We start from the raw sequence: 26,197 nt of genomic DNA on the forward strand, positions 1-26,197 counted from the left end.
GGCCGGGTCAACCGCGACGCTGCTGGCGCCCGACGACGACCCAGATCGCGACGCACGGCTCGGCATGGGGGTTGCTGAGCCGGTGCGGGCTGCTCGAGTCGAAGTCGATGCTGTCGCCCGCCGCGAGTGAGACGGTGCGGAAGGAGACCTGCACATCGAGGGTGCCGGAGAGAACGTGTCCGTACTCCCAGCCGTTGTGGTGCATCAGGTTGTCCTGACTGCAGGACTCGCTGCCCGGCGGGTAGGTGATCCGCAGGAACTCCACCTCGGGATCGTCCTCGGCCGTCAGCCGCTCCCAGGTGACGTCGCCGAGCTGGATGCTCGGCCGGTCGGCAGCGCTTTGGTGACCGGGCAGTGGACGCGCGTCGGTACTCACGTCGGCGAGACTTGCGACCTCGTCCGCCTCCACGACGGGCGACTCCGGTTCGGGGGACGGCCCGTCACCGTCGTTGCCCGAGGCCATGAGGGAATCCAGTGACAGGTTGAGCTCGGAGGTGATCGCGTAGAGGGTCCCGATCGACGGCGCGGCACGGCCCAGTTCGACCTGAGAGATGAAGCTCGGTGAGACCCCGACCCGCCGACCCATCTCGCGAATGGAGATCTTCTCCGTGAGCCGCGCCTGCCGGAGGCGCTGGCCCAGAGCCGCACCCGGAGCTGTCCCGGCCTCCGCGACATCTCCGCTGGCTGCCGAACTCACGTCACACCCTCCCTTTGCGCACTACCGTGCGACTGTACAGCGTGGGTACACCCGGCCGCCATGCGCGCTGCCGTCCCGATGTGCAGCAGAAGTGCACACTCAGTGGTCGTCGTCGCCGGTGCTCAGGGGAGCGGGGTCGGCTGGTAGGCGGTGAGCAGCCAGCGCCCGTCGTGGTCTGACCAGACCGCGAGAAACGCGTTGCGCATCAGCCGGGTGGTGCCGCGGGCGCGGACCTCGGTCGCCATCTCCCCGACGACGATCGCGGCTCCGTCGAGGAGCAGCGGTGGGTCCTCGCGGTGGGTGATCGGCCCGTAGAGCAGTTCACCGGACCGGATCCTGTCCAGGTATGCGGCCTTGTCGTCGCGGTCGCCGCGGGAGTGGGTGTACACGAGGCGGTCGTCGAGCAGCAGGGCGAGCGCATCCGCGTCCCCGGCGGCCATGGCCGCGTAGCGCTGCTCCTGCGCCTCGGCCAAGGTGCTCATGCGACCCGCTCGAAGAGCGCGGCGAGCCCCTGACCCCCTGCGATGCACATCGTCTCGAGGCCGTAGCGGGCCTCGCGGCGCTGCATCTCGCGGGTGAGCGTGGTGAGGATCCGGGCACCGGTGGCGCCGATCGGATGGCCGAGGGAGATGCCGGAGCCGTGCACGTTGAGCCGGTCGAAGTCCGCATCGCCGAAGCCCCACTCGCGAGTGCAGGCCAGGACCTGCGCGGCGAAGGCCTCGTTGAGCTCGATCAGCCCGACCTCGTCGAGGGTCACGCCTGCGTTGTTCAGCACCTTGGCGGTCGCCGGGACCGGCGCGGTCCCGAGCATCCGCGGTTCGGTTCCCGAATGACCCCAGCTCACGAGCCGGGCCAACGGCGTCAGCCCGAGCTCGGCCGCCCGTTCCGGGAAGGTGACCACGCAGACCGCGGCGCCGTCGTTCTGCCCCGACGCGTTGCCGGCGGTGACCGTCGAGTCGGGATCGCTCATGATCGGCCGCAGCCTGCCGAGCTTCTCGACCGACGTGTCCCTGCGTACGTGCTCGTCTCGGTCGACGACGAACTCGCCCGTGCGGTCCCGGGCGGAGACGGGGACGACCTCGTCGTCGAACGTCCCCGCCGACCAGGCCGCAGCCGCCCGCTCGTGCGAGCGCACCGCGTACTCGTCCTGCTCGCGGCGGGAGATCGAGTACTTCTCCCGCATCGCCTCCGCGGTCTCGATCATGCCGCCGGGCAGGGGGAAGTTCTGCCCGCCCGCAGTCAGGCGGCCCCGGGTCAGTGAGTCGTGCAGCATCAGGCCCGGTCCGTTGCGGATTCCTGCCCGGACCTCCGCCGAGAAGAACGGCGCACGGCTCATCGACTCCGCGCCGCCCGCGATCACCACGTCGCTGACGCCGGTCTGGATCTGCATCGCGGCCAGCAGGATCGCCTGCAGACCGGAGCCGCAACGGCGGTCGAGCTGGAACCCGCCGACGCTGGTGGGCAGGCCGGCGTCGAGCGCGACGACCCGGCCGAGGGCGGGGGCGTCCATCGACGGGTAGCCATGGCCGAGCACGAGCTCGTCCACCGCGTCGGGCGGGAGCTCGGTGCGCCGCATGAGCTCGCGCACGACGACCGCGCCGAGATCCTGCACCGGCACGTCCCGTAGTGCGCCGCCGAACGCACCGACCGGCGTCCGGACGGGCTCGCAGATCACCGCGTCACGCATGGGGTTCCTCCCGGGGTGGGCGTCCGTCGTAGGCCGCGTCGAGAAGTGCGGTGAGCGCGGCGCGATCGACCTGACGGGGATTGCTGTAGGGCGCGTCGACGGCCTGGTCGACGACACCGGCGAGGTCCTCGCGGCGGGCGCCCAGCGCGCTGAGCGAGCTGGGGGCCCCGAGGGTGCGGAGGCGGTCCCACAGCGGCTCGCAGCCGAGGGCACGCGCGACCGCGTCCGCCGCTGCGGGCGCCGCCGGTGCGTTGAACGCCAGCACGTGCGGCAGCATCACGGTGTGGGTCTCGGAATGGGGCAGGTCCAGGGTGCCGCCCAGGACGTGGCAGAGCTTGTGGTGCAGGCCCATCGTGGTCTGGCCAAGGCATGCGCCCGCCAGCCAGGCGGCGTACAGGGCGTCCGAACGGCCGTCGCCGGGGTCGGCCACGACCCGGGGGAGCGCCGCGGCCATCGCGCGCACGCTCTCCTCGGCCATCAGCGACACGATCGGCGAGGCGTCCGGGGCGTACAGCGCCTCGACAGCGTGCGCGATCGCGTTGACCCCGCTGGTCACGCTCATCGGCACCGGCAGGGAGAGCGTGAGCTCCGGGTCGTAGACCACGCCGCGCGGCAGCACGACGGGGTTCTTGCCGGTCTTCTTGATCCCGTTCTCGGTCAGCCCCCAGACCGGGGTCATCTCAGAGCCGGCGTAGGTGGTCGGCACGGCCACGATCGGCAGTCCGGAACGCAGGGCGATGATCTTGCCCAGGCCGACGGTCGAGCCACCACCGACGGCCACACACCCGTCCGCACCGCGCGCGGCGGCGACCTTCACGGCCCGGTCCGCCACCTCGACGGGCACGTGCATGCGGGCCTCGGCGTGCACGCCGGCCGCGCGGTCGCCGAGCAGGCCGGCGACCCGTTCGGCGAGCTCTCGCTGCTCGGGCGTGCTCAGCACCAGCACCCGTCGGAGTTCCATGTGGTCGAGTTCGTCGGCCAGCGCGGCCAGCCGCCCGGCGCCGAACGCGACTCGCATCGGCGGGGCCGAGTAGACGAAGTCCCTCATTCCGGCGCCAGCACAAGGTCGAAGCGGGCGTGGTGGAAGGGCGAGGCGACGCCGTACCGCGCGGCCTGCTCGGGGTCGTCGACCAGCTCGAACTCGGTGAGCAGGCTGCTCTTCACCGCGAACACCGCGTCCGAGTCGATCCACTCGCTCCCCGCGACGAAGGCGTGGGTGGTCACCGAGTGGTGCCCCTCGGCCGCGCCGATGAAGTGGATGTGGCCCGGCCGGTTGGGGTGGCGCGAGGTGGCCTCCAGTAGCTCTCCCACCGGGCCATCGGTCGGGATCGGGTAGAAGGCGGGCTTCACGGTTCGGAACCAATAGCGGCCGTCCGTGTCCGTGGTGAACAGGCCGCGCCCATTGAGGTCCGGCATCTCGCCCGGTTTCTGGACGTCGTAGAAGCCTTTGTCGTCGGCCTGCCAGACGTCGACCGTGGCGCCCGGCAACGGAATGCCCTCGGTGTCGGTGACCCTGCCCTCCACGACACACGGCACGCCGCCGCCGACCAGGTCGACGGTGTCGCCGAGTTCCCGGGGTGGGCTCTCGACCATGTGGAAGGGCCCGAGCACGGTCGATGGCGTGGAGCCGCTGGAGTTGCGTTCACTCTCCAGCGTCTCGACGAGCATCGTCACTCCGAACACGTCGGAGAGCAGGATGAACTCCTGACGGGTGTCGTCGCACTTGTGCCCGACCCGGGTGAGGAAGTCGATCACTCTCTCCCACTCCGCCATCGTCGGGTCGACCTCGCGGACGAACGCGTGCAGGTGCTGGGTCAGGCTGGTCAGCACCGACCGCAGCCGGGGGTCCTCCGTGCGGGAGAACGCCTCGACGACGACGTCGGCGGACTGTTCGGCGGTGAAGTCCATGGGGTCTCCTAGATGTCGACGGAAAGGGCGGTGCCGGTGCGCGCGACCACTTCCTCGACCGTGACGCCCGGCGCCAGTTCGCGCAGGACGGGCCCGGCCGGGGTGAGGTCGATGACGGCGAGGTCGGTGATCACCCGGTCGACGACGCCGCGGCCGGTCAGCGGCAGGCTGCACGTGTCGACGAGCTTCGGCGAACCGTCCCGGGCGACGTGCTCCATCAGCACGACGACGCGGCGAGCGCCCGCGACGAGGTCCATGGCGCCGCCGATGCCTTTGATCAGTTGTCCCGGGACGGCCCAGTTGGCGAGGTCGCCGTCGGCGGAGACCTGCATCGCGCCGAGCAGCGCGACGTCCATCCGGCCGCCGCGGATCATGGTGAAGCTGGCCGCGGAGTCGAAGAAGGCCGCGCCGCGCTGGACGGTCACCGTCTCCTTGGCCGCGTTGATCAGGTCGGCGTCCACCTGTGCCTCCAGGGGTGCGGTCCCGACGCCGAGGATCCCGTTCTCGGCGTGCACGACCACCTCGACCCCTTCCGCGAGATGGTCCGGCACGAGGGTCGGGATCCCGATGCCCAGGTTCACGTACGTGCCGTCGGCGAGGTCCGCGGCGGCCCGCGCGGCGATCTCGGTCCTGCTCCACGGCATGTCAGGTTCCCTCCGGCGCGCGCACGACGCGCTTTTCGATCTGCTTCTCGCTGGCCTGCTCTGCGGTGAGCGGCACGACCCGGCTCACGAAGATCCCGGGCAGGTGGATCTCGTCGGGGTCGAGCTCACCGGGCTCGACGAGTTCCTCGACCTCGGCGATGGCGACCCGCGCGGCCATGGCGCACAACGGGTTGAAGTTGCGCGCCGAGGCGTGGAAGACCAGGTTCCCGTGCCGGTCGCCGCGGGCGGCCCGCACGAGGCCGAAGTCGGTCGGCAGGGAGGGTTCAAGTACGTGGTCGCGGCCGCCGAAGCTGCGGACCTCCTTGGGAGGAGACGCGACCGCCACGGAACCGTCCGCGTGATGACGCCAGACCAGGCCGCCCTCCGCGACGACGGTCCCCGCCCCGGTAGGCGTGAAGAACGCCGGGATGCCGGCGCCCGCGGCGCGCAGCCGCTCGGCCAGCGTGCCCTGCGGCGTGACCTCCACCTCGACCTCACCGGCCAGGTACTGGCGGGCGAACTCCTTGTTGTCCCCGAAGTAGGACGCGACCACCCTGCGGATCCGGCCCTCCGCCAACAGCAGGGACAGCCCCCAGCCATCGGCGCCACAGTTGTTCGAGGCGATCTCCAGATCGGTGACCGTCCCCGCCATCAGGGCGTCGATCAGCACGACCGGGACACCGCACAGCCCGAATCCACCGACCGCGATCGAACTCCCGTCGGGAATGTCCGCGACGGCCTCCGACGCAGACCTCACGACCTTGTCCATGGGCTTCCTCTCAGCGCGGCGCGGCAACGGGCGGGACGGCGGTGGGCTGGTATGCGGCGAGCCGCCAGTCGCCGGTGTGCCGGGTCCAGACCGCGAGGCCGACGTTGTGGATGGTCTTCGGCGCACCGTTGATCACGGCGTCGCAGCGGAACTCTCCGACGACGAGCACGGTGTCGCCGAGCACGACGACTTCCTGCTCGGTGTAGGCGATCGGGCCGTAGTCGAAGGTGCCGTCGGCGACCATTCCGACGTACTCGGCCTTGGTGTCCCGGGAGGCGTTGGAGTGCGTGTAGAGCAAGTCCTCCGACAACAACTCGGCCAGCTCCGGGACGTCAGCCGCGCTCATCGCGGCGTATCGGCGGCGTTCGAGTCCGCGGATCGCGGTGACGAGCTGTATCTGACGCTGATCACTGGTCGTGCTCATGAGCCCCTCCTTTGCGGTCTTTGTGTCGCGGGCCGGGGACAGCGGCACCCGGACCAGCGCGGGGAAAGTATCACTGCACACTCATCGGCAGCAACCAGTTCCGAAAGTAATAGCAAACGTTTCGTGTTCTCCTTATTGACAAAGGCTGCGGACGCAGTCAGAGTGGCAATCGCTTCGCGGCGCGGTGGCCGAGCCGGTGACGGTCGGCCGGGACTGCCGCCCGAGCGACTTGATCCCGACGACGTGATGGAGTGGTCACCGTGACTGCACGGCCGGGTGCTGAGCAGGTTTCCGAGCAGGTTTCGGGGCACGAGCTGATCGCCGCCTGCTGGACCACGGCCGGAGCCTGCGATGCGATGGGCCCCGACGACCGGAGTCCGGTGCCGATCCGGGAGCGGGTCGCCGCAGCCGTCGCCGCCGGCTTCGCGGGCTTCGGGATCGGGTACCTCGACCTGATGGAGGTCGAGCGCACCGTCGGCTTCGCGGCCTTCCGGGCCCTGCTCGACGAGTACGGCGTCCGGTATCTGGAGTTGGAGGTGCTCGACCAGTTCCACTCCACCGGCGAGACGCGGGCGCGCTCGGACGCCAAGCGGGCCGACCTGCTCCGCGCCGCCGAGTCGCTCGGCGCGCTGCGGATGAAGAGTATCGGCAGTGTCGCCGGGGGCGAGGTCGACATCGAGCGCGCCGCGGACGACTTCGGCCGGCTGTGCGAGCAGGCCAAGGCGGCGTCGGGGATGTCCGTCGGGCTCGAGTCCATGCCGTTCACCGACATCCGGACGCCCGACGTCGCGCTCGAGATCGTGAGCCGGGCCGGTCAGGCCAACGGCGGGATCTTCCTCGACATCTGGCATGTGGCCCGGGCGGGTCTCGACGTGTCGGAGGTGGCGTCGCTCCCCGTCGAGCACATCGCCGGCGTCGAGATCGACGACGCGGACGCCGAGGTTCGAGGCACGCTGATCGAGGACACCTTCAACGAGCGGCGCTTTCCCGGTGAGGGTGTCCTCGACGTCCAGGGGTTCGTCGACGCGGTCGCCAAGACCGGCTACTCCGGACCGTGGGGGGTGGAGATGCTCTCCACCGACTTCCGCGCGATGCCGGTGCGCGATGCCACCCGCCGGGCGTACGACACCACGATCCGGTTCCTGGACCGGTGAGCTCGGCCGGGGTAGCGCGCCCGCGTGCGGTCCGCCCGGCCGACACGTTCCGAACCGAGCAGCACGAACCCTACGGAGGAATCATGTCGGACGAGCAGCCCAAGAAAAGGATCGCCGTCGTCACCGGTGCCGCGGCCGGGCTCGGACAGGCGATCGCACACCGGCTCGCCGAGTCCGGGATGGACGTCGTCCTCGCCGATCTCGACACCGCGGACGAGACCGCGGCACTCGTCGACAAGGCCGGCGGACGAGCCCATTCGGTGATCTGCGACGTCACCTCCGAGGCCTCGGTCGCAGAACTCGCCACGGCCGCCCAGGATTTCGGTGGTTGCGACGTTCTCGTGAACAACGCGGGCATCTACCCGTTCGTCCTGTTCGAGGACCTCACCTTCGAGATGTGGCGCCGCATTCTGTCGACAAACCTCGACTCGATGTTCTTGACCTGCAAGGCATTCCTTCCCGGAATGCAGACCAACGGGTGGGGGCGAGTGATCAATCTGGCGTCCAACGCGTACATGAACGGTGCCGACCCGATGCTCGCGGGCTATGTGAGCAGCAAGGGCGGCGTGATCGGGCTGACCCGCGCGTTGGCGAGCGAGTACGGGGCCCACGGCATCACGGTCAACGCCATCGCTCCAGGACTCACTGTCACCGGCACGACCATCGCCGCTGTGGGTGGCCGACCCGGTGAGGCGGGCGCCGCGAAGTGGGGTGCCATGGCCGCACTGCAGGCCATCAAGCGGACCCCGACCCCGGCCGACGTCGTGGGCGCGGCCGCGTTCCTCGCCTCCGAGGAGGCCGGTTTCATCACCGCTCAGACCCTCGTCGTCGACGGTGGTCTCGCCCGCGTCTGAGCGACGGAATGGGAGATCCACATGGAAGAGACTCCACGGACGCTGCTCGCGGTGTCCGGCGTGGGCAAACGCTTCGGCGGCGTCCAAGCCCTCGACGACGTGTCGATCGAGTTCCGAGCCGGTGAGGTCCACGCTCTGCTCGGCGAGAACGGCGCGGGCAAGAGCACCCTGGTCAAGATCATCGCCGGAGTGCTGGAACAGGACACGGGCTCCGTCGACTCCGTCGGGGGCGCCACGGGCGACGCGGACGACATAGCGATGGTGTTCCAGGAATGCTCGCTCATCCCGACGCTGTCGGTGCGCGACAATCTGGTCCTCGCGCTCCACCGCGGCGGCGCCATCCTGCGGCGCTCCACATTGGAGGCTGCGATGAGGTCGGCGTTGTCGCGTGCCGGGCTCGACGGTCTCGACCTCGACGTGCCGGTGGAGGTGCTGCCGCTCGCGCAGCAGCAGCTCCTGGAGATCGCTCGAGGGCTCGCCGCCGACTCCCGCACCCTCATCCTCGACGAGCCGACGGCCACACTCTCCGACGTCGAGATCGCGAAGGTCCACGAGGTCGTGCGGTCCCTGCGCGACAGTGGGCACGCCATCGTCTACATCACCCACCGCCTGGCGGAGGTGTTCGCGCTGTCCGACCGCATCACCGTCATGCGCTCGGGCCGGGTGGTGAGCAGCGGCCGCACCAGCGAGTTCGCCATGGACTCGCTCGTCGCCGACATGCTCGGCCCCGAGCACCGGATCCCGGCCCCGGGCGCGGCACCGGTCGGGGGCGGCCCGGCACCGGACGGTCCGCGGCTGATCGTCGAGGGCGCCTCCATCGAACACCGCTTGCATGGGGTGTCCTTCGAGGCCCCCGCCGGCGAAGTCACCGCCGTGTTCGGACAGATCGGTTCTGGGGCGGACGACCTCGTGCGGGCACTGGCGGGCCTGGTGCCCTTGTCGTCCGGCATCGTCCGCCTCGGCGAGCGCACCTTGACGGGGTTCGACCGTGCCGGCTCGCAACGACACCGGGTCGCGTACGTCTCGGCCGACCGCGTCGTCGAAGGGGTGTTCCTCACCGGTGACGTAGTCCGCAACATCAGCTCGGGTGCACTGCGCCGGGTCAGCAGGGGTGGTGTCATTCGTGCCGCTGCGGAGCGCGTGCTCGCCCGGGACACAGCCACCCGGGTCGCGTTCGACCCGGACCGGATCCATACGCAGATCGGTCAGCTCTCGGGCGGCAACCAGCAGAAGATCGCCATCGCCCGGGCGCTGGCCACCGAACCGGTCATGCTCGTGCTGAGCGAACCGACCCGAGGCGTCGACATCGGTGCCAGGGCCGAGATCTACGCGGCCCTGCGTGACCTGGCCGCGACCGGTGTCGTGGTCGTCGTCTACTCGAGCGACATCGTGGAGATCCGTGAGCTGGCCGACCGGGTCCTGACCTTGTTCCGCGGTTGCCAGGTCGGCGACCACCGCGTCGACGACACAGACGACGCTCGCATCCTGGCCGACATCCTCCACGGAGCCGCCGCATGACCGCCGAACTGGGCTCGCCACCCACCGCTGACACCCGTACCGCCCCGACACGAACGCCGTCCACGATCTCGCGCCTTCGGCACGCACTCACCGACGGCGCGGTCATCATCAGGCTGGTCACGGTACTGATCTTCGTGGTCGCCTCGATCGCCGTACCCCAGTTCGCCACCGGCGAGAACTTCCAGACCCTGCTCCAGTCGGTCGCGCTGATCGGGATCGCCGCGGTCGGGCTGAGCCTGATCACCATCGTCGGTCGGCTGTTCTCGCTGTCGGTGAGCGCCACGATCGCGATCTCCGCGATTCTGTTCGCAGCCACCCTGCGGTGGGGTCCATGGACCGCGCTGCTGGTCTCGGCGCTGTTCGGGCTTCTGAGCGGGGCCGTGCAAGGCGTGCTCGTAGGTCGCTGGCGGACCGACCCCATCGTCACGACGATCGCGTTCGCCGCGATCATGCTCGGGCTCGGTCAGCTGTTCACGGAGGGCCGCAACATCCGTGGTGACGGAGACGCCACCGTCTTCGGCAGCACCGTCCTCGGTATTCCCGGACAGGTCTTCGCTTTCCTGCTGGCGACCGTGGTGGCCTGGTGGCTCCACCGCTACACGGTCCGGGGCCGGGTCCTCAGCCTGATCGGTCTCAACGAGAAGGCTGCGCTGGTCTCCGGGCTGCGATCCTGGCCGATCGTCGTGCTCGCGTTCGGCGTCGCCGGACTCTTCGCCGGTGTCGCGGGCGGCCTGCTCGGTGCTCAGAGCGGACAGGGCAATCTCGGGCTGGGGGCGGCCTTCGGGTTCGACGCCATCACCGCGGTCGTCGTCGGCGGGGTGAGCGTCAAGGGTGGTCGCGGCAGTCCCTTCGACGCCGCCGTCGGAGCCCTGCTGGTCGGTTTGCTGGGCAACGTCCTCATCCTGGCGGGCCTCAGCTACGAGACACAGCTCATCGTCAAGGGCGTCCTCGTCCTCGGGGCTGTCGTGCTGGCAGGCGCCACCGCTCTCGACCCGACAACCCGCCGAGGTGGCAGATGATCTCGCTGTACTGGAACTTCCGCGTCCGCCTGGCGTGGGGACTGGTCCTGCTCGCCGTCGTCGCCTTCGCGGTCATGGCACCCGGTTTCCTGTCGGTGTCCAACGTCCATGCCCTCGTCCAGAGTTTCGCGGCTCTCGGCGTCTTGGCCGTGGGGTTGAGCCTGACGATGATCGCTGGGGAGTTCGATCTGTCGATCGCAGGTGTCGTGCCTCTCACCGCGTTGATCACCATCGCGGTGGGCCAGTCGACGTCCCTGGTAGTCGGAGTGGTCCTCGGGCTGCTCGTCGCGCTCGCATTCGGACTGCTCAACGGATGGTTGACCGCGCGCTTCTCCATTCCGGCCCTCGCGGTGACCGTCGGCACGATGGTGCTGACCACCGGTCTCGGTCATGCGGTTGCCGGCGGCGAGGTCGTGACCCTCACCGACTTCGGCATCGGCCTGTCCCTGGACGCTCCGGTGGCCGGAATCCTGTCGATCCACAGCATCGTCGAGCTCGGCCTGGTCGTCGCCGCGGTGTTCGTGATGGCGCGGACCTGGACCGGGCTGACCATCTACTCAGTCGGAAGCGATCCCGCCCGGTCCGCGGCCTCGGGCTTGTCGGTGTCCCGCGCCATGGTCACCGTGTTCGTCGCGTCCGCTCTGTTCGCCGGTGTGGCCGGCGCGTTGCAGGGCATCTCGCTCGCTGCGGCGACCCCGGGCGCCGACCTCGACACCGTCTTGCAGGCCGCGACCGCCGTCATCGTTGGTGGAGTCGCGCTGAGCGGTGGGAAGGGCAAGGTGCTCGGGGCGATCGCCGGGGCGGCGCTCCTGTCGGTGGTCGGGAACGGACTCAGCCTGATCGGCACCCCGACCGCCGTCGTCCAGCTGGCCAACGCCGCCATCCTGCTCGTCGTCGTGGTCACCGACGGCACGCTGACCCGACTGGTGAGACGCGGGGCCGAGAACGCAGCCACCACTCTCGTCCCGGCGCCCGCCGCCACTACTCCGCAGGGAGGATCGTCGTGAAAACGCTCCGCGGCACCGTCGCCGCACTGATCGGGCTCTTGCTCGTCCTCGTGGCCGGGTGCGGCCCGGCAGCCGAGCCGACCGCGGTGGGGACGGCGGCCGGCGACGACGTACGCGGCAAGCGCGTTGCGCTCCTCACCGTCGCGCAGAGTTGCGACTACTGCGCCCTGCACACCCAGCAGTTCCGGGCGGTCGCGGACGCGGCCGGGCTCGACCTGCAGGTGATCGTCAACGACTTCGACGCCGGCGAGCAGGCCCAGCAGATCAACCAGGTCATCGTCACCAAGCCGGACGCGGCCGTGGTCTGGCCCGCCGACGCCGCGGCGATCATGCCGTCGTTGGCCCGGCTGCGCGCCGCCGGCATCCCCGTGATCGTCACCAACGCGTTCCCGCAGAGCGACGACGACTCCTACTGGGCCACCTACACCGGCCCCGACGACGTCGAGAACGGCGCCCAGGCTGCGCGCGCGATGGTCGAGGGACTGAAGGAGCGCGGCAAGCCGCTCAAGGGCGACGTCGTCGTCCTCATCGGAGTCCCCGGCACCCCGGGAACGATCAACCGGTACGAGGGCTTCACCCGCGCCCTGGCCCAGCTCGCCCCCGACATCGAGGTCGTCGGGCGCCAGCCAGGGAACTGGGACCAGACGGAAGCCACCAGCGCCGCCGCCACTCTTTTCACCCAGTTCGGCGGGCCGGACCTGATCGGCATGTACTCCCAGGCCGACAACATGCTCGCCGGAGCCGTCCTCGCCGCACAGCGTGCCGGGATCGACCCGAAATCGCTGATGTTGGTCGGGCACAACTGCTCGATCGAGGCCTACGACGCGCTCGCGTCCGGTGACCAGTACGCCACCGTCCTGCAGAGCCCCATCGACGACGGTGATGCCGCCGCCAAGGCTGTGATCACGCTGCTGCGCGGGCAGCCTCAACCCAAGAACGTCTTCATCGCGAACCCCATCATCACCCGGGACACGGTGTCGCGGTGCGACGCCGCCGTCGGCAAGTGATCGGAGGAACCCCATGATCGACTGGACCATCCCGCTGCCCGACCAGGTGGTCGTCACCGGCACCGCGAGCGGTCTCGGCGAGGAGACCGCTCGGCTGCTCCTCTCCGCGGGCGTGCGCGTCTACGGAGTCGACCTCGCCGGCGCGGCCGACGACCTGTGCAAGAACGAGCTGTTCAGTTCGTTGCCAGGCAGCGTCACCGAGGCCACGACCTGGTCCCGCGTGCTCGACGCGGTGCGCTCCGACGTGACCGCGCCGCGCTCGCTCGGTTTCGTTGGGGCGGCGGCGGTGCTCGACGTCGGCATCCTCGACGACGAGGACCCGGCGGTCTGGCGCAAGGCATGGGAGGTCAACGTCCTCGGAAACGTGATCGCGTTGCAGGCGTTGCTACCACTGCTCGCCACAGCTGAGCACGGCGCGGTCGTGGCCGTGAGCAGCGTCAACGCCTCGTTCGGCGAGCAACAGCTCGCGGCGTACTCGTCGTCGAAGGCCGCGCTCACCGGGGCGATCCGCACCATCGCGCTCGACTACGCGCGGCGAGGGGTGACGGTGAACGTACTGGCACCCGGACCGATGCGGGCAGGGCTGTTCGAACGCCACCTCCAGTCAGCCGTCGACCCCGAGCGCTTCCTCGCCACCCGCGAAGCCCGCCAACCGATCGGTCGCATCCCGGGCGCCGACGAGGTCGCCCGCGCCGCGGCGTTCCTGTTGTCCCCGGCCGCCTCCGCGGTGTTCGGCACCACCCTGACCGCCGACGGTGGACTGACCGCCGGCTTCGACTTCCGCACCGGGCTCGAGGGCTCCTCCGCCTGAGCCGCCCGCGGACGGCTTCGGCTGCGACAGCGTGGCGGTAGTGGACGGTTGGCGGGTCCGGTCAGGAACTGCGCGCGTCGTGCTTCGTGCGGTTGGCCAGGACCTGGTCCATGTGGGTCTGTGCCCAGTTCCTGAGGTCGCGCGTCAGGTGGTGGAGTGAGTGGCCGAGGCCGGTCAGTTCGTAGGTGACGGTGACCGGGACGGTTGGTGTCACGGTGCGGGTGAGCAGGCCGTCGCGTTCGAGCGCTCGTAAGGTCTGGGTCAGCATCTTCTGGCTGACTCCGGCCAGCAGGCGGGAGATCTCGGAGTAGCGCATCGCTCGCGCGGCACCCGATGCGCCGGGCTGGTCGGATTTGTCTGCTGTGTCGCCGCCAAGTGCGCACAGGATCAGCACGACCCACTTGTCCGAGATCCGGTCGAGGAGCTGGCGGCTGGGGCATTCCGCGAGGAACGCGTTGTACTCGATCTTGGCCTGCGCTCGCTGGGCGGCCTTCGTCGGCTTCACTGACCTCGCCTCTCCCCGTGGGTGAGTAACGCACTTCAGAGTGCCTACTTCCTAACGGGAAGTAGCTCTCCAATACTCGTACAGGGAGGCCGACGGCGCCACCCACGGCGACAAGCGAAAGGCACAACGATGAACGCGCACACCACAGCACTTCCCGGCGGCACCTGGACGCTGGGCGACTCAACTGTCACCCGGTTCGGCTACGGCGCGATGCAACTCGCCGGCCCGTGGGTCATGGGGTCTCCCGCCGACCACGATGGCGCCGTGGCCGTACTGCGGGAGGCGGTCGCGGCCGGTATCACCCACATCGACACCAGCGACGCGTACGGACCGCGCGTCACCAACGAGCTGATCCGTGAGGCGCTGCATCCCTACCCGGCGTCGCTGTTCATCGCCACCAAGGTGGGGGCGAACCGAGATGCGCAAGGCGGCTGGCCCACGGCGCGGCGGCCTGAAGATCTGCGCAAGCAGGTGCACGAGAACCTCCAGTCCCTCGGAGTCGAGACCCTCGATCTGGTCAACCTGCGCATGGGCGATGCCGAAGGCCCTCAGCCCGGCTCGCTCGCCGAGGCGTTCGAGACGCTCGTCGAACTCCAGCGAGAGGGCCTGATCCGTCACCTCGGGGTCAGCAACGTGACCAGCGAGCAGGTCGCCGAGGCGCGCGGTATCGCCTCCATCGTGTGCGTGCAGAACATGTACAACCTGGCCCACCGCCACGACGACGACCTCATTGACAGACTCGCCGCCGATGGCATTGCCTACGTGCCGTTCTTCCCGTTGGGGGGCTTCACACCGCTACAGTCCGATGCGCTCTCCGGCGTTGCGGGCCGGCTTGGGGCGACGCCGATGTCGGTCGCGTTGGCCTGGCTGTTGCAGCGTTCACCGAACATCCTGCTCATCCCTGGCACGTCATCGGCAGCCCATCTGCGCGAGAACATCGTCGGAGCCGGGCTCTCGCTCTCCCGTGAGGACGTGGCCAGCCTGGAGAGCATCGGCCAGCTCTGGGCGGGGACTCGGTGATCAAGGACGTCAGCAAGTCGGTTTCCTTTCCCGCCAGGTGGTTCAGCACCCGAGTATGTGCGTCACAGGTTTCTGTGGGTCGTGCGCGGCCCAGCCCGGGTTTCCGGTTCGGGCGAACGCGACCCAGGCCGCGTGCACCCGGGCCGCGAGGCCAGGCGGGGCGGGGTCCGGGCCGAGCAGACCCGTAGGTCCGTGGAGCCAAGGCTGGTCGGCGACATCGAAGACGAACGGCAGTTCGACGGTGTGGGCTGCGCCGAGGCGCCCGCCCAGTGCTGTTGAGCGGTATTCGAACGAGTAGACGTGTGTGCGTGTGCCCGAGAGGCGCGCGTGGGCCCGCGCCATGCGTGCGGTACCGGCCCCGAAGAGGGCCTCGGCGAGAATCGCGGAGCGCAGCTCACCGGGTGTCGCGTGTGGCCGGAGCTTGCGGAGCGCGGTGACCGTGGTGTCCGGGTCGCTGGAGACGCGGGCGGCTAGGGCGAGTGCGTCGGCTTCGGTCGAGGTGTCCAGCGAGCCCTGCGGAACCAGGTAGAGATTGCCCTCTTCGCTGGTGGTGCCGATCAGGAGATCGACTTGGGCGGCTGGGCCGTCTGCGAGGCGGTCGACGGGCTGATCCGGAAGCACCAGGCTGAACGGACTGAGCCCCACCAGCGGGTCCGTAGCGGTGTCGGTGCGCAGATCGAGGCCCGCCAGGGCGGGCAGGATGTCGAGGAACCGCTCGTCCGGGATCGCGGCGAAGCCGTCGATGGTCGGTTCGACGCCCAGCTCGGCGGCTGCCGCGGTGGTGACCACCCGTGCTTGTTGCGGGGTGAAAGCGCCGCTGCCGTTGCCGCTCTGGATGATCGCCCGCCGGAAGAGGCCGTGGGCTTGCGGAGTCGCGAGCAGCGCGCAGGTGAGCGTGGCACCCGCTGACTGGCCGAAGACCGTGACGGTGCCCGGGTCGCCGCCGAACGCCGCGATCGTGTCCCGGACCCAGCCGAGCGCGGCGAGCACGTCGAGCAGGCCGCGGTTGGCCGGAGCGCCGTCCAGGTCGAGGAAACCGGAGACGCCGAGGCGGTAGTTCACGGTCACGAGGACGATGCCGTCGCGGGCGAAGGCGCTGCCGTCGTAGAGCGCGGCGCGGGTCGAACCGGTGACGAACCCGCCGCCGTGCAAGAAAACCATGACCGGGCGCTTCCCGTCGTCGGCGGCGGGGGTGCGGACGTCGACGGTCAGGTACTCCTCACCGCGCACCCAGCCGGGTCCGAAGTACGGGCTCATCTCGAGTCGGCCGAAGTCTCTGGTCGGCTGGGGGGCTGTTGGTGAGGGCTGCGTGCCGTCGCGAACCCCGGACCACCCCGGATGTGGCGCGGGTCGGGTGAACCGGCCGATGCCGATCGGTGCCGCGGCATAGGGAATGGCACGGTAGGACTCGCCGAACTCGTCGCGAAGACCTCGCACGGCGCCTGCTGGCGTGCTGGCGATCGGGTACTGGAGCACAGGAAAGAACCTCTCTGGCGTAGTCAGGAAATACGGGAGAAACCCGCCCACTTCGTGATGGCGAACTTCGATCCGCTGCGCTCGACCTCCACGGCGCCGTGACCGCCGAAATGCGCGGGGAGGACGAGGGCGTTGTTCTCGGCGGCCTGGCCGAGCAACCGGTGCCGGGTCGCCCGTGCCTCGGCGGGGTCTTCGCAGAAGCAGGAATTGACGTCCGGTTCCACGACCTGCAGGGCGGAGTGCATCAGGTCGCCGACGAACAGGGCACGGTCGCCGCCGGATTCCAGGGTGAGCACCGACGAGCCCGGGGTGTGTCCAGGAGCCAGGTCGAGCCGCAGGTTCTCATCGATCCGGTACGACTCGTCCCACAGGTGGGTCAGCCCCGCCTGGTGGACCGGCGTGACGCTGTCCTCGAAGACGTTCTGGTTGCCGCGGCCCAGCGCCGGCTTGTGCTCGTTGGCGGGGTCCCAGAACTCGAAGTCCCGCCGCGGCATCAGGTAGGTGGCGTTCGGGAAGGTCGGCACCCACGTGCGGCCGTCGATAACCGTGTTCCAGCCGACGTGGTCGATGTGCAGGTGGGTGTTGACCACGATGTCGACGTCCTCGGGTCGCACGCCGACGGCGGCGAGGTTGTCGAGAAAGGTCGTGTCCAGGCGGTTCCACACCGGGGCGTAGGGCCGGTCCTTGTGGTTGCCCACGCCGGTGTCCACCAGAATCGTGCGTCCCTCGCTGCGCAACAACCAGGATTGGATCGCCGACTGGCACTGCCCGGTCTCTGAGCTCCAGAAGTCCGGTGCCAGCCACGTGCGATGCTCGTCCCACGAACCAACGGGGCTGTCCGGGAAGAACTGGTCCGGGGTCATCTCGACTGAGCCGTAGTACTCCTTGACGCGGGTGATGGTGACCTCGCCCAGGGATAGCTGCTCCGGGGCTGAGTCGTTCCGGTTGTGGTCCATGTGGTCCGTCCTCGACGGTCGGTGCGGGTGGCAGAACAAGACCGAGCCTGTCGTCGCGAACGGGTGCGGACCACTCCCCGGTTGTCCTACCCCTCACAGGGTGTGGCTGGGTCCGGGACCCGCCCTGACAATGGGGGAATGGACGGCCCAGGACCGCTCGGCGACTTTCTCCAGGCCCGGCGTGCCCGGTTGCGACCGGAAGACGTCGGCCTCCGCGACCTGGGGCCTCGCCGGCGGGTGGCCGGGCTGCGGCGTGAGGAGATCGCCCAGCTGGCGGGCGTCAGCGTCTCGTACTACTCGCGGCTGGAACAGGGGCTGTCCCGCGGTGCCTCGGCCGAGGTCCTGGACGCGATCGCCCGCGCGCTACTGCTCGACGACCACGAACGCGAGCACCTCGACCGGCTCGCCAGCGCCGCACGCCACACACCGAGGGTGCGTCGCCCGCGACCTGAGAAAGTCACCGATGAGACGCGTGACCTCCTGCGCGCCGTCGACGGCGTCCCTGCGATGGTGTTGGGCCGACGCACGGACGTACTGGCCTGGAACGCCGTGGGACATGCCCTGCTGGCCGGTCACCTCGATGCCCTCAGTCCGGATGATCCCGCGCGGCGGCCGAACACGAGCCGGATGCTGTTCCTGGACCCGCACTCCCGGGAGTTGTACGCGGACTGGAAGCGCAAGGCTCGCGCGGTGGTCGGCAACCTGCGCGTGGCGGTCGGCAAGTATCCGGAGGACCCGCAGCTCGCTGAGCTGATCGGGGAGCTGACGATGAAGAGCCCCGAGTTCGTCGCGCTCTGGGGCGACCACAGGGTCACTCCGTGCGACGCCGCCTCCTACGAGCTGCATCATCCCGTCGTCGGCACCGTCACGGTGACACAGCAGACCCTGTCGATCGCGCGTGCACCGGCCCAGACACTGATCGTGTGCACCACTCCCGCCGGGTCCCCGTCCGAGGAGGCCCTGGCACTGCTCCGGCAAGCAAGCGTCCCGGGGTATCCCATCCGTCCAGCGCCGACAGCAGCCCGAACCCGTCCCGATAGCGAATACGTGAAATAAGCCGAGAGGGAACCTTCGAGTTCCTGGCTTTTCCGTGTTCTTTTCCGCGGGTTGTCTGAGATAATATCGCCAATATGGCGAATGCTAGCCGAGGTGGAGTTTTTCCTGACGGCGTCGGTCGTCGTTAGGTAGCGATGTCGCCATGATCTGGGAAGTTCTCGTCCTCGGTTTCGTGCTCAGTCTCGACAATTTTCGGGTCTCGATAGCACTCGGCACGGTTCCATTCGGAATTAGGCGCGCCGTGCAGGTGGCACTGACCTTCGGGTTGTGGGACGCGATCATGCCTTTGATCGGATTGTTGATCGGGCGCCAGATCGGGGAGTCGGTCGGGGACGTCGCGGAATTGGTAGGTGCGGTCGCGCTCGGCGGATACGGACTTTATCTCGTCATTTCGGCGCTTCGGAAACCCGAGCCGGACGAACTCGACCACCCGTGGGCGCTGTTCGGCATCCCGCTGACGCTGAGCCTGGACAACCTGCTCGCCGGGGCGAGCCTGGGAATCCTCGGGCTCTCGCCGTGGTTCTCGGCCGCCGTATTCGGTGTCATGACCGCGGTGTTGTCCTTGGGAGGCTTGCTGATCGGGCGTGCCGCGGCGCGTCTCATCCGGATCCGCTCGGACTTGCTGAGCGGGGTCACCCTGATCATCGCCGCCGCGGCGCTGCCCTTAATGTTCGGCGACTAGCCCGGCCGAGCGGCCCGGACGGAGGCCTTACCGAACCCGGTGTGGACGCGGACTCATCGGACGATCGCCGCCCGTCGAGCCGGAGTTGGCGGCCTCGACCGCTCGGACGACCAGCTCGTGGTCGGGGGACAGGTGGCAGGCCGGGTCGGTGCGGGCGGCATCGCCGGTGAGCTGGAACGCCTGGCAGCGGCACCCGCCGAAGTCCACTTCCCGCCGGCGGCAGCTCCTGCAGGGTTCCGGCATCCAGTCCGTGCCCCGGAACGCGGTCATCACCGGGGAATCGGCCCAAATCCGTTCCAGCGAATCCACGCGCACGCTGGCCCGTGGCAGCGGCAGGGGCTGGGCGGCAGGGCAGGGCAACACATCGCCGTTCGGCGTTACGGTCAGCTGCCGGGAGGCCCAACCACCCATACAGGGTTTCGGATAGCGGCCGTAGTAGTCGGAGACGACGTAAATGATGTCCATGCGGTTCCGCAACCGCTCGCGGGCGGCCCGCACGACGACCTCGGCCGTCTCGAGCTGGGCCCTGCTCGGCAGCAGCGCGGCACGGTTTCGCCACGCCCAGCCGTAGTACTGGGTGTTGGCCAGCTCCACCCTGTCGGCGCCGACCGACTCGGCGAGTTCGAGCACCCCGGCGACGCGGTCGATGTTGTGCCGGTGCAGCACCACGTTCACGGTGAGCGGCCAGCCCAGCTCTTTGACCACGCCCATCGCCTCGACCTTGCGCTGGAAGGACGGGGTCCCGGCGATCCGGTCGGACCCGGCCGGTTCGTCGGACTGGATGCTGATCTGCACATGGTCCAGACCGGCTGTCCGCAGCTGCTCGGCCCTCGATCGCGAGAGCCCGAGTGCGCTGGTCACGAGGTTGGTGTAGAGGCCGAGGTCGTTGGCGTCCGCCACGATCTCCACCAGGTCGCGCCTCAGCAGTGGCTCGCCGCCGGACAGGTGGCACTGGAGCACCCCCAGGTCGCTCGCCTCGGCCAGCACCCGCCGCCACTGCTCGGTGTTCAGCTCGTCCTGGTAGTCGGCCAGGTTCAGCGGGTTTGAGCAGTACGCGCACCCCAGCGGGCAGCGGTAGGTGAGTTCGGCGAGCAACCCGAGCGGGCTATCCATCGGTGACCTCCACCCAGCGCCGGTCGACGAGCCGGGTCAGGTACCGCCGCACCTCGTCGGCGGGGACTGTCCGGTATCGCGCGCCGAGTTCGGCCACGATCTGGTCCACGGTGTGCCGCCCGTCGCACAGCTCGAGGATGTCCGCGCCGCTGCCGTTGGGAACCATCACGGTCTCAGGGCGCATCAGGATCCGGCGCCGTCTGGTCCGGCAGAAGGTCAGCCGAACATGGCGCGCCAGCAGCGGCCGGTCCGAGCCGCGCACGCCGACGCTGAGCGGGGTCCTGGTGTTGGGCTGGGCCGGGTCCATGGCGCTCACTCCGGGTAGGCCTGGTCGATCGCGTCCAGCAAGCCCCACAGGACGTCGCACTTGAACGACAGTGCGTCGGCGGCGCGTGCTTGGGATTCGGCTGACAGGCAGTGCTCGATGACCACGTCGAGAGCGTGCTCGCAGTCGCGGGGAGCCTGCTCGAGGCGGGCGCGGAAATAGGCGAGGCCCGCCGGGTCGATCCAGGAGTACCACCGCTCGAACGCGGTCAGGCGCTGCGCCATCAGGTCGGGAGCGAACAGCTCGGTGAGGGAGGAGGCCACCGCCTCCACCCAGGGGCGGGTCCGGCTGAAGTTCACATAGGCGTCGACGGCGAATCGCACCCCGGGCACGAGGTGCCGGTGGTCCCTGATCTCCTCGCGGGTCAGTCCGGCGGCCTCGCCGAGGCGCAGCCATGCTTCGATGCCGCCTTCGCCGGCAACGGTGCCGTCGTGGTCGGTGATCCGCCGGATCCAGCGGCGGCGGACCTCGAGGTCCGGGCAGTTGGCGAGGATCGCCGCGTCCTTACGGGGAATGTTCTCCTGGTAGTAGAAGCGGTTGGCCACCCAGCCCCGGACCTGCCGGGGGCTGAGTCCGCCCTCGTTCATCCGGACATGGAACGGGTGCTGGTCGTGGTACCGGCGCGAGTAGGCACGCAACGTCTCGACGAATCCGTCGGAGTCGGTTCGTGTGGTCGCGGTTGTTGAAGTCATGGCGCTACACCTCGCGGCCCGTTTTCGCCCCAGCCTCGGGAGGGTGCCGGACCCCGGGGTCCGGCACCCTCCCGCATCCCCGCTAGTCCTCCAGCTGAGCGACGTACATGGTCACTTCGGGTGCGACTCCGATCTCGTCGAACTCGGGCGTCTCCCACACAGCGAGCTCGGACTCCATGGGTTCACCTCCTCTCTGCCCGACTCCGGCAGGTGCGTCTCACGGCACTACGTTTCCGGGAGGGCGAACGTGATCAGCGCGCTTCCGTGGCCGGCGCCGAGCATGCCGGGGAGGAATCCCTCGGCCCAGCCGCCCCATCCGACGGGCACCGCGACGTACTGCCTGCCGTCGACCAGGTAGGTCGTCGGGCTGCTGTGGTGACCGCTCCCGCACTGGAACTGCCACAGCAGTTCCCCGGTTCGGGCGTCAAGCGCGTTGAACTCACCGGAGGGTTCGCCTGCGAAGACCAGGTCGCCGCCCGTCGCCAGAACCGACGCGCACATTGGAAGCTCGTTGCGCCAGCGCCACTGCTCGTCGCCCTTCGCGTCGAACGCGCTGATGCTTCCCGCCATGTCGTCGAGGTCGACCTGAACGCCAGCGCCCCAATACGGGATGCTTTCCCTGAACTCCCGGCGCCGTCGGGTGGCCGTGGCCCCGACATCCTGGACCGGGACGTAGAAGAGCCCGGTCTTCGGGCTGTAGGCCGCGTGTGTCCATTCTTTGGCGCCTGCCGGTCCCGGCCAGAAGTGGACCGGGTCACCCTCCTTGTCGGGGTACCGCCTGGGTGTCACCGTGCCGTCGCGCGTGATCGCTCCCCAGTCGATCCGATCCACGAAGGGGGTGATCTGGACCAGTGCGCCGTCCGTGCGATCCACGACGAAGAAGTAGCCGTTCTTGTCGAAGTGCCCGAGCAGCTTGCGCCCGTCGGACTCGAACAGGATGCACTCGCCGATGCTGTCGTAGTCCCACACGTCGTGCGGGGTGCACTGGTAGTGCCAGCGGATCTGGCCGGTGTCCACGTCCACGGCGATGATGCTGTCGGTGTAGAGGTTGTCGCCCTCGCGGACGCCTCCGTCGAAGTCCGGTGCCGGGTTGCCGGTGCCCACGTACAGCAGGTTCGTCTCCGGGTCGAACGTGCCGGTGACCCAGCAGTTCGCTCCGCCCCGCGCCCAGGCCTCGCCGTCGGCGGGCCAGGTCTCGGAGCCGGGCTCTCCTGGCTTCGGCACCGTGTAGCAGCGCCACTGGTGCTCGCCGGTCTCGAGGTCGAACGCGTCCAGGTGACCGCGTACCCCGAACTCTCCACCGGAGCTTCCGACGATGATCTTGTCCTTCACGACGAGGGGCGCGACGGTGGCGCTCTCGCCCGCCCGCACGTCCCCGTAGGTCTTGTCCCAGACCCGCTCGCCGGTGGTGGCGTCGAGCGCGAGCACGTGGGCGTTCGCCGTGACGACGTAGACCTTTCCCGCGGCCACGGCGACCCCACGGTTCACGTTCCCGCAGCACAGCGACACGTCGAAGGGAACCGCGTGCTTGTACCGCCAGATCTCGGTCCCGGTCTTCGCATCGAGTGCCCATACCCAGCCGTCCCAGCCGGAGAGGAACATGACTCCGTCGACGACGATCGGGGCGGCTTCGAACGAGTAGGTCGATGCACCCGCGATGAGTCCGGTCATACCTGCCTGGAAGACCCAGGCGGGCCCGATCCGCTTGACGTTGTCCGTGTTGATCTGGTCCAGCGGGCTGTACCGCTGCCCGTTGTACGCACCGTAGTAGGTGAGCCAGTTCTGGGGCTCCGCTTGAGCGTTCAGAATGCGCTCGTGGTTGACGCCGTGAACCACCGCCGGCGCGACGTCGCCCCCGGCGACCTTGCCGCTCAACGTCCCCTGATCGATGGCCTCGCCCGCGTCCACATACTCGACGGTCATCGTGCCTCTTCCTTTCTACGGCCGCGGCTGGTCGGGACGGTCGAGGCGCGCCTCCGGTGGAACGTCTCCCAGTACGACGATGGCGCCGGTCAGTCCGCGGCCTTCGTCGTTGCCCGTGGGCGAGCTGTACCAGTAGTAGCCCGGGCCGTCGAGGTTGAGGGTCGCCCTTCCTCTCGAATGATTCACCAGCCAGATGAATTTCCTGTCGCCATTGCTCGGCAGGAGTGCGCAATGCGTGTTCATGTCGTCATTGATGAGCTCCAGCTCGATATCGCCTCCGTGGGGCATGACCAGGATCGAAGGATCCCAGCTGATTTTGTCGGGCCGTATCCGGATCGTCGCCTTCAGCCCGCCATCGGCTTTCTCTGTCGCCTGCCCGATGTCTCCGGTCCCCAGGACCTGGCCCAGTGCCGCTTTGTTCTGCGCGTCCAACCCGAGCTTGTTCAGCAGGTCGATCCGCTCCTGCACGGTCGTCATCGGGAGTCACTTCCTCGTTCCGGATCCTTTGTTTGTTCGGTGCGCAAGCATGCGGTACTACCGCAGCGGCGGATTTGACGACGCGAACCTTGGTCGTCAAGTAAGACGACGTCACATCGAAATAGATTTTCGGCTTATCACCGAATCGCGAGAATCGCTATTCAGCTAGGAACTTTACGCCGGTTGAATCGCACCCGACAAGGCTGAGCACCGAGGCGGGTGGGCCATGCCGTTCGTCTGCCGCCGGCTACCGTTCGTACCCGATGCGCCCCCGCACGAGGGGACCGGAACCCGTCGAATGGTCGTGGCGCTCAGGTGAGGTCGTACCGATCGAGGTTCATGACCTTGTCCCAGGCGGCCACGAAGTCGTGCACGAATTTCTCCGCCGCGTCGTCGCTCGCATAGACCTCCGCGAGCGCCCGCAACTCGGAGTTCCAGCCGAAGACGAGGTCGGCCCGGCTGCCGGTCCACCTGACCTCACCGGTCGCCCGGTCCCGGCCTTCGAACGTCTCGGCGTCCCCGGACGTCGGTGTCCACTCCGTGTCCATGTCGAGCAGGTTCACGAAGAAGGCGTTGGTCAGGGTCCCAGGTGTCGAGGTGAACACGCCCAGTGGGGACCGCCCGGCGTTCGCGTCCAGCGCGCGCAGGCCGCCCACCAGCACGGTCATCTCGGGCGCGCTCAGCGTCAGCAGGTTCGCCCTGTCGACCAGCACGTGCTCCAACGGCAACCGGTGGTCCTCGCCTCGGTAGTTGCGGAACCCATCCGCGGTCGGCTCGAGCGGCGCGAAGGACTCCACATCGGTCCACTCCTGCGACGCGTCCATGCGTCCCGGGGTGAAGGGGACGTCGATGGTGTGGCCGGAGGCTGTGGCGGCTCGCTCGACGGCGGCACATCCGGCGAGCACGATGACGTCGGCCAGCGAGATCCGCGTGCCTCCGCTCTGGGTGTTGTTGAAGGAGTCCCGGATCCCCCGCAGGGTGTCCAGCACCTGTGCCAGCGTGCTCGGGTCGTTGACCTGCCAGCCGCACTGCGGCTCGAGGCGGATGCGCGCTCCGTTGGCCCCTCCACGCTTGTCGCTGATGCGGAACGTCGACGCCGACGACCACGCTGTGGACACCAGCTGGGGGATCGGTAGTCCCGAGTCGAGGATCTCGGCCTTGAGGGCTGCGACGTCGTCCGCTCCGGCCAGCTCGTGATCCACGGCGGGGATGGGGTCCTGCCAGAGCAGCCGTTCCCGCGGGACCAGGGGGCCGAGGTAACGCTGGATCGGTCCCATGTCGAGGTGGGTCAGCTTGAACCAGACCCTGGCGAACGCGTCCGCCAACTGCTCCGGGTTCTCCCGGAAGCGCCTCGAGATCGCCTCGTAGATCGGGTCGGACCGCAGCGCGAGGTCCGTCGTGAGGATCGTCGGGCAGTGCGTCTTCGACGGGTCGTGGGCGTCCGGCACGCTGCCCGCCCCGCCGCCGTCTCTCGGAATCCACTGCCACAGGCCGGCGGGGCTCAGCTCCAGGTCCCACTCGTAGCCGAACAGGGTCTCGAAGAAGCTGTTGTCCCACCTCGTCGGTGTGGGTGTCCACGTACCCTCGAGCCCGCTGGAGATCGCGTCGGTGCCCTTCCCGGTCGCGTAGTCGCTCTTCCAGCCAAGGCCCTGCTCCTCTATCGGCGCACCCTCGGGCTCGGGGCCGAGGTGGTGTTCGGGGTCGGCCGCCCCGTGAGTCTTGCCGAACGTGTGCCCTCCCGCGATCAGCGCGACGGTCTCGTCGTCGTTCATTCCCATGCGCCGGAAGGTCTCGCGAATGTCCCTGGCCGAGGTGAGCGGGTCCGGGACGGTGTTCGGGCCCTCCGGGTTGACATAGATGAGGCCCAGCTGGTCGGCGGCCAGTGGGTTCTCCAGCTCTCGGATCCCGCCGTGGCGCTCGTCGCCCAGCCAGGTGTGCTCGGGCCCCCAGTAGACGTCGTCGGGCTCCCAGACATCCGCCCTGCCGCCTGCGAAACCGAAGGTCGTGAAGCCCATCGTCTCCAGGGCGCGGTTACCCGCGAAGACCATCAGGTCGGCCCACGAGATCTTGCGACCGTGTTTCCGCTTCACCGGCCAGAGCAGCCGGCGCGCCTTGTCGAGGTTGCGATTGTCGGGCCAGCTGTTCAGCGGCGCGAAACGCTGCATTCCGGCGGCAGGACCGCCCCGGCCGTCCCCGATGCGATACGTCCCGGCGCTGTGCCACACCATCCTGATCACGAGCGGTCCGTAGTGGCCGAAGTCGGCAGGCCACCACTCCTGCGAGGTTCTCAGCACCTCGTCGATGTCCCTGGCCAGGCCGTTGAGGTCGAGCGTCCGGAATTCTGCGGCGTAGTCGAAGTCGTCGCCCATGGGGCTTGCCACGTCGGGGTTTGTCCTGAGGACCGATAGATCGAGCCGGTCCGGCCACCAGTCGCGGACGCTGTCAGACATGGGACGCCTTCCGGGAACGAGAG

27 protein-coding genes and 1 pseudogene are annotated in these 26,197 nt (G+C 69.1%); 10 read left to right on the plus strand and 18 right to left on the minus strand.

Annotation, left to right across the window (positions count from 1 at the left end; all coding sequences use genetic code 11):
* Positions 1-7 precede the first annotated feature (7 nt).
* The 8 genes from JHE00_RS22815 to JHE00_RS22850 all read right to left on the minus strand — a co-directional run bounded on the left by JHE00_RS22815 (position 8) and on the right by JHE00_RS22850 (position 6,129).
* The gene (locus JHE00_RS22815) at positions 8-697 is read right to left on the minus strand and encodes a cupin domain-containing protein (RefSeq protein WP_307832067.1); all 690 of its coding nucleotides are present in this window, start codon (positions 695-697) and stop codon (positions 8-10) included.
* 122 nt (positions 698-819) lie between these two features.
* On the minus strand, positions 820-1,179 hold the full coding sequence (locus JHE00_RS22820; protein WP_200321508.1) for a DUF4440 domain-containing protein: 360 nt from the start codon (positions 1,177-1,179) through the stop codon (positions 820-822).
* Complete coding sequence (locus JHE00_RS22825; RefSeq protein ID WP_200321510.1) at positions 1,176-2,384, minus strand: acetyl-CoA C-acetyltransferase; 1,209 nt, start codon at positions 2,382-2,384, stop codon at positions 1,176-1,178. Before JHE00_RS22825 ends, JHE00_RS22820 begins: the two co-directional genes overlap by 4 nt.
* Positions 2,377-3,432, minus strand: coding sequence for a maleylacetate reductase (locus JHE00_RS22830; protein ID WP_200321512.1), 1,056 nt, complete (start codon positions 3,430-3,432; stop codon positions 2,377-2,379). Before JHE00_RS22830 ends, JHE00_RS22825 begins: the two co-directional genes overlap by 8 nt.
* Positions 3,429-4,292, minus strand: a complete 864-nt coding sequence (locus JHE00_RS22835) for a dioxygenase family protein (RefSeq protein ID WP_200321514.1) — start codon at positions 4,290-4,292, stop codon at positions 3,429-3,431. Before JHE00_RS22835 ends, JHE00_RS22830 begins: the two co-directional genes overlap by 4 nt.
* A gap of 8 nt (positions 4,293-4,300) precedes the next feature.
* Positions 4,301-4,936: a 3-oxoacid CoA-transferase subunit B gene (locus JHE00_RS22840; protein WP_200321516.1), complete on the minus strand. Its 636-nt coding sequence runs from the start codon at positions 4,934-4,936 to the stop codon at positions 4,301-4,303.
* A gap of 1 nt (position 4,937) precedes the next feature.
* Complete coding sequence (locus tag JHE00_RS22845; RefSeq protein WP_200321518.1) at positions 4,938-5,705, minus strand: CoA transferase subunit A; 768 nt, start codon at positions 5,703-5,705, stop codon at positions 4,938-4,940.
* Between the two features lie 10 nt (positions 5,706-5,715).
* On the minus strand, positions 5,716-6,129 hold the full coding sequence (locus JHE00_RS22850; RefSeq protein ID WP_200321520.1) for a nuclear transport factor 2 family protein: 414 nt from the start codon (positions 6,127-6,129) through the stop codon (positions 5,716-5,718).
* Between the two features lie 260 nt (positions 6,130-6,389).
* Between JHE00_RS22850 and JHE00_RS22855 the strand changes: the two genes are divergently transcribed.
* The 7 genes from JHE00_RS22855 (at position 6,390) to JHE00_RS22885 (ending at position 13,499) form a co-directional block, all read left to right on the plus strand.
* Positions 6,390-7,283, plus strand: coding sequence for a sugar phosphate isomerase/epimerase family protein (locus tag JHE00_RS22855; RefSeq protein ID WP_200321522.1), 894 nt, complete (start codon positions 6,390-6,392; stop codon positions 7,281-7,283).
* Between the two features lie 83 nt (positions 7,284-7,366).
* Positions 7,367-8,137 carry an SDR family NAD(P)-dependent oxidoreductase gene (locus JHE00_RS22860; RefSeq protein WP_200321524.1) on the plus strand — a complete coding sequence of 257 codons (771 nt, stop codon included), beginning with the start codon at positions 7,367-7,369 and terminating at the stop codon, positions 8,135-8,137.
* Between the two features lie 21 nt (positions 8,138-8,158).
* Complete coding sequence (locus JHE00_RS22865) at positions 8,159-9,655, plus strand: sugar ABC transporter ATP-binding protein (RefSeq protein ID WP_200321526.1); 1,497 nt, start codon at positions 8,159-8,161, stop codon at positions 9,653-9,655.
* A complete protein-coding gene (locus tag JHE00_RS22870; protein WP_200321528.1) occupies positions 9,652-10,674 on the plus strand; it encodes an ABC transporter permease in 1,023 nt (340 codons plus the stop codon). Before JHE00_RS22865 ends, JHE00_RS22870 begins: the two co-directional genes overlap by 4 nt.
* Complete coding sequence (locus JHE00_RS22875) at positions 10,671-11,681, plus strand: ABC transporter permease (protein ID WP_200321530.1); 1,011 nt, start codon at positions 10,671-10,673, stop codon at positions 11,679-11,681. Before JHE00_RS22870 ends, JHE00_RS22875 begins: the two co-directional genes overlap by 4 nt.
* Positions 11,678-12,688: a sugar ABC transporter substrate-binding protein gene (locus JHE00_RS22880; protein ID WP_200321532.1), complete on the plus strand. Its 1,011-nt coding sequence runs from the start codon at positions 11,678-11,680 to the stop codon at positions 12,686-12,688. The genes JHE00_RS22875 and JHE00_RS22880 overlap by 4 nt, the downstream gene beginning before the upstream one ends.
* A gap of 13 nt (positions 12,689-12,701) precedes the next feature.
* The gene (locus JHE00_RS22885) at positions 12,702-13,499 is read left to right on the plus strand and encodes an SDR family NAD(P)-dependent oxidoreductase (RefSeq protein WP_200321534.1); all 798 of its coding nucleotides are present in this window, start codon (positions 12,702-12,704) and stop codon (positions 13,497-13,499) included.
* A 61-nt stretch (positions 13,500-13,560) separates the two neighbouring features.
* Here JHE00_RS22885 and JHE00_RS22890 read toward each other — a convergent pair whose 3' ends face one another.
* On the minus strand, positions 13,561-14,004 hold the full coding sequence (locus tag JHE00_RS22890) for a winged helix-turn-helix transcriptional regulator (protein WP_200321536.1): 444 nt from the start codon (positions 14,002-14,004) through the stop codon (positions 13,561-13,563).
* Between the two features lie 129 nt (positions 14,005-14,133).
* Here JHE00_RS22890 and JHE00_RS22895 point away from each other — a divergent pair, with 129 nt between their 5' ends.
* Entirely contained in the window at positions 14,134-15,024 is an 891-nt protein-coding gene (locus JHE00_RS22895; RefSeq protein ID WP_200321538.1) for an aldo/keto reductase family oxidoreductase, read from the plus strand.
* Positions 15,025-15,066: 42 nt separating this feature from the next.
* On the opposite strand, the gene JHE00_RS22900 is transcribed toward JHE00_RS22895, so the two are convergent.
* Positions 15,067-16,500: a carboxylesterase/lipase family protein gene (locus tag JHE00_RS22900; RefSeq protein ID WP_200321540.1), complete on the minus strand. Its 1,434-nt coding sequence runs from the start codon at positions 16,498-16,500 to the stop codon at positions 15,067-15,069.
* A 23-nt stretch (positions 16,501-16,523) separates the two neighbouring features.
* A complete protein-coding gene (locus JHE00_RS22905) occupies positions 16,524-17,456 on the minus strand; it encodes an MBL fold metallo-hydrolase (protein ID WP_200321542.1) in 933 nt (310 codons plus the stop codon).
* Positions 17,457-17,594: 138 nt separating this feature from the next.
* Between JHE00_RS22905 and JHE00_RS22910 the strand changes: the two genes are divergently transcribed.
* Together JHE00_RS22910 and JHE00_RS22915 are read left to right on the plus strand one after the other, a co-directional pair.
* Positions 17,595-18,512 carry a helix-turn-helix domain-containing protein gene (locus tag JHE00_RS22910; protein WP_200321544.1) on the plus strand — a complete coding sequence of 306 codons (918 nt, stop codon included), beginning with the start codon at positions 17,595-17,597 and terminating at the stop codon, positions 18,510-18,512.
* Positions 18,513-18,654: 142 nt separating this feature from the next.
* Positions 18,655-19,194 (plus strand): manganese efflux pump MntP, encoded by a 540-nt coding sequence (locus JHE00_RS22915; protein ID WP_200321546.1) that lies wholly within the window; start codon positions 18,655-18,657, stop codon positions 19,192-19,194.
* Positions 19,195-19,221: 27 nt separating this feature from the next.
* Here the strand turns inward: JHE00_RS22915 and pqqE are convergent, their stop codons facing one another.
* The 7 genes and pseudogenes from pqqE to katG form a co-directional block, all read right to left on the minus strand.
* Positions 19,222-20,307, minus strand: a complete 1,086-nt coding sequence (gene pqqE / locus JHE00_RS22920) for a pyrroloquinoline quinone biosynthesis protein PqqE (RefSeq protein WP_200321548.1) — start codon at positions 20,305-20,307, stop codon at positions 19,222-19,224.
* The gene (gene pqqD / locus JHE00_RS22925) at positions 20,300-20,614 is read right to left on the minus strand and encodes a pyrroloquinoline quinone biosynthesis peptide chaperone PqqD (RefSeq protein ID WP_200321550.1); all 315 of its coding nucleotides are present in this window, start codon (positions 20,612-20,614) and stop codon (positions 20,300-20,302) included. The genes pqqE and pqqD overlap by 8 nt, the downstream gene beginning before the upstream one ends.
* Positions 20,615-20,619: 5 nt before the next feature.
* Positions 20,620-21,324, minus strand: a complete 705-nt coding sequence (gene pqqC / locus JHE00_RS22930) for a pyrroloquinoline-quinone synthase PqqC (RefSeq protein ID WP_200321552.1) — start codon at positions 21,322-21,324, stop codon at positions 20,620-20,622.
* A gap of 82 nt (positions 21,325-21,406) precedes the next feature.
* A complete protein-coding gene (gene pqqA, locus JHE00_RS22935; protein ID WP_112273585.1) occupies positions 21,407-21,502 on the minus strand; it encodes a pyrroloquinoline quinone precursor peptide PqqA in 96 nt (31 codons plus the stop codon).
* Between the two features lie 47 nt (positions 21,503-21,549).
* Positions 21,550-23,247 carry a PQQ-dependent dehydrogenase, methanol/ethanol family gene (locus JHE00_RS22940; RefSeq protein WP_200321554.1) on the minus strand — a complete coding sequence of 566 codons (1,698 nt, stop codon included), beginning with the start codon at positions 23,245-23,247 and terminating at the stop codon, positions 21,550-21,552.
* Between the two features lie 15 nt (positions 23,248-23,262).
* A complete protein-coding gene (locus JHE00_RS22945; protein ID WP_200321556.1) occupies positions 23,263-23,724 on the minus strand; it encodes an MSMEG_3727 family PQQ-associated protein in 462 nt (153 codons plus the stop codon).
* A 311-nt stretch (positions 23,725-24,035) separates the two neighbouring features.
* Positions 24,036-26,159, minus strand: a pseudogene (gene katG / locus JHE00_RS22950) (catalase/peroxidase HPI); the annotation flags it as partial.
* Between the last annotated feature and the right edge of the window lie 38 nt (positions 26,160-26,197).

Origin of the sequence: Prauserella cavernicola (assembly GCF_016595675.1) — a bacterium.
GTDB classification, from domain to species: Bacteria; Actinomycetota; Actinomycetes; order Mycobacteriales; family Pseudonocardiaceae; genus Prauserella_A; species Prauserella_A cavernicola.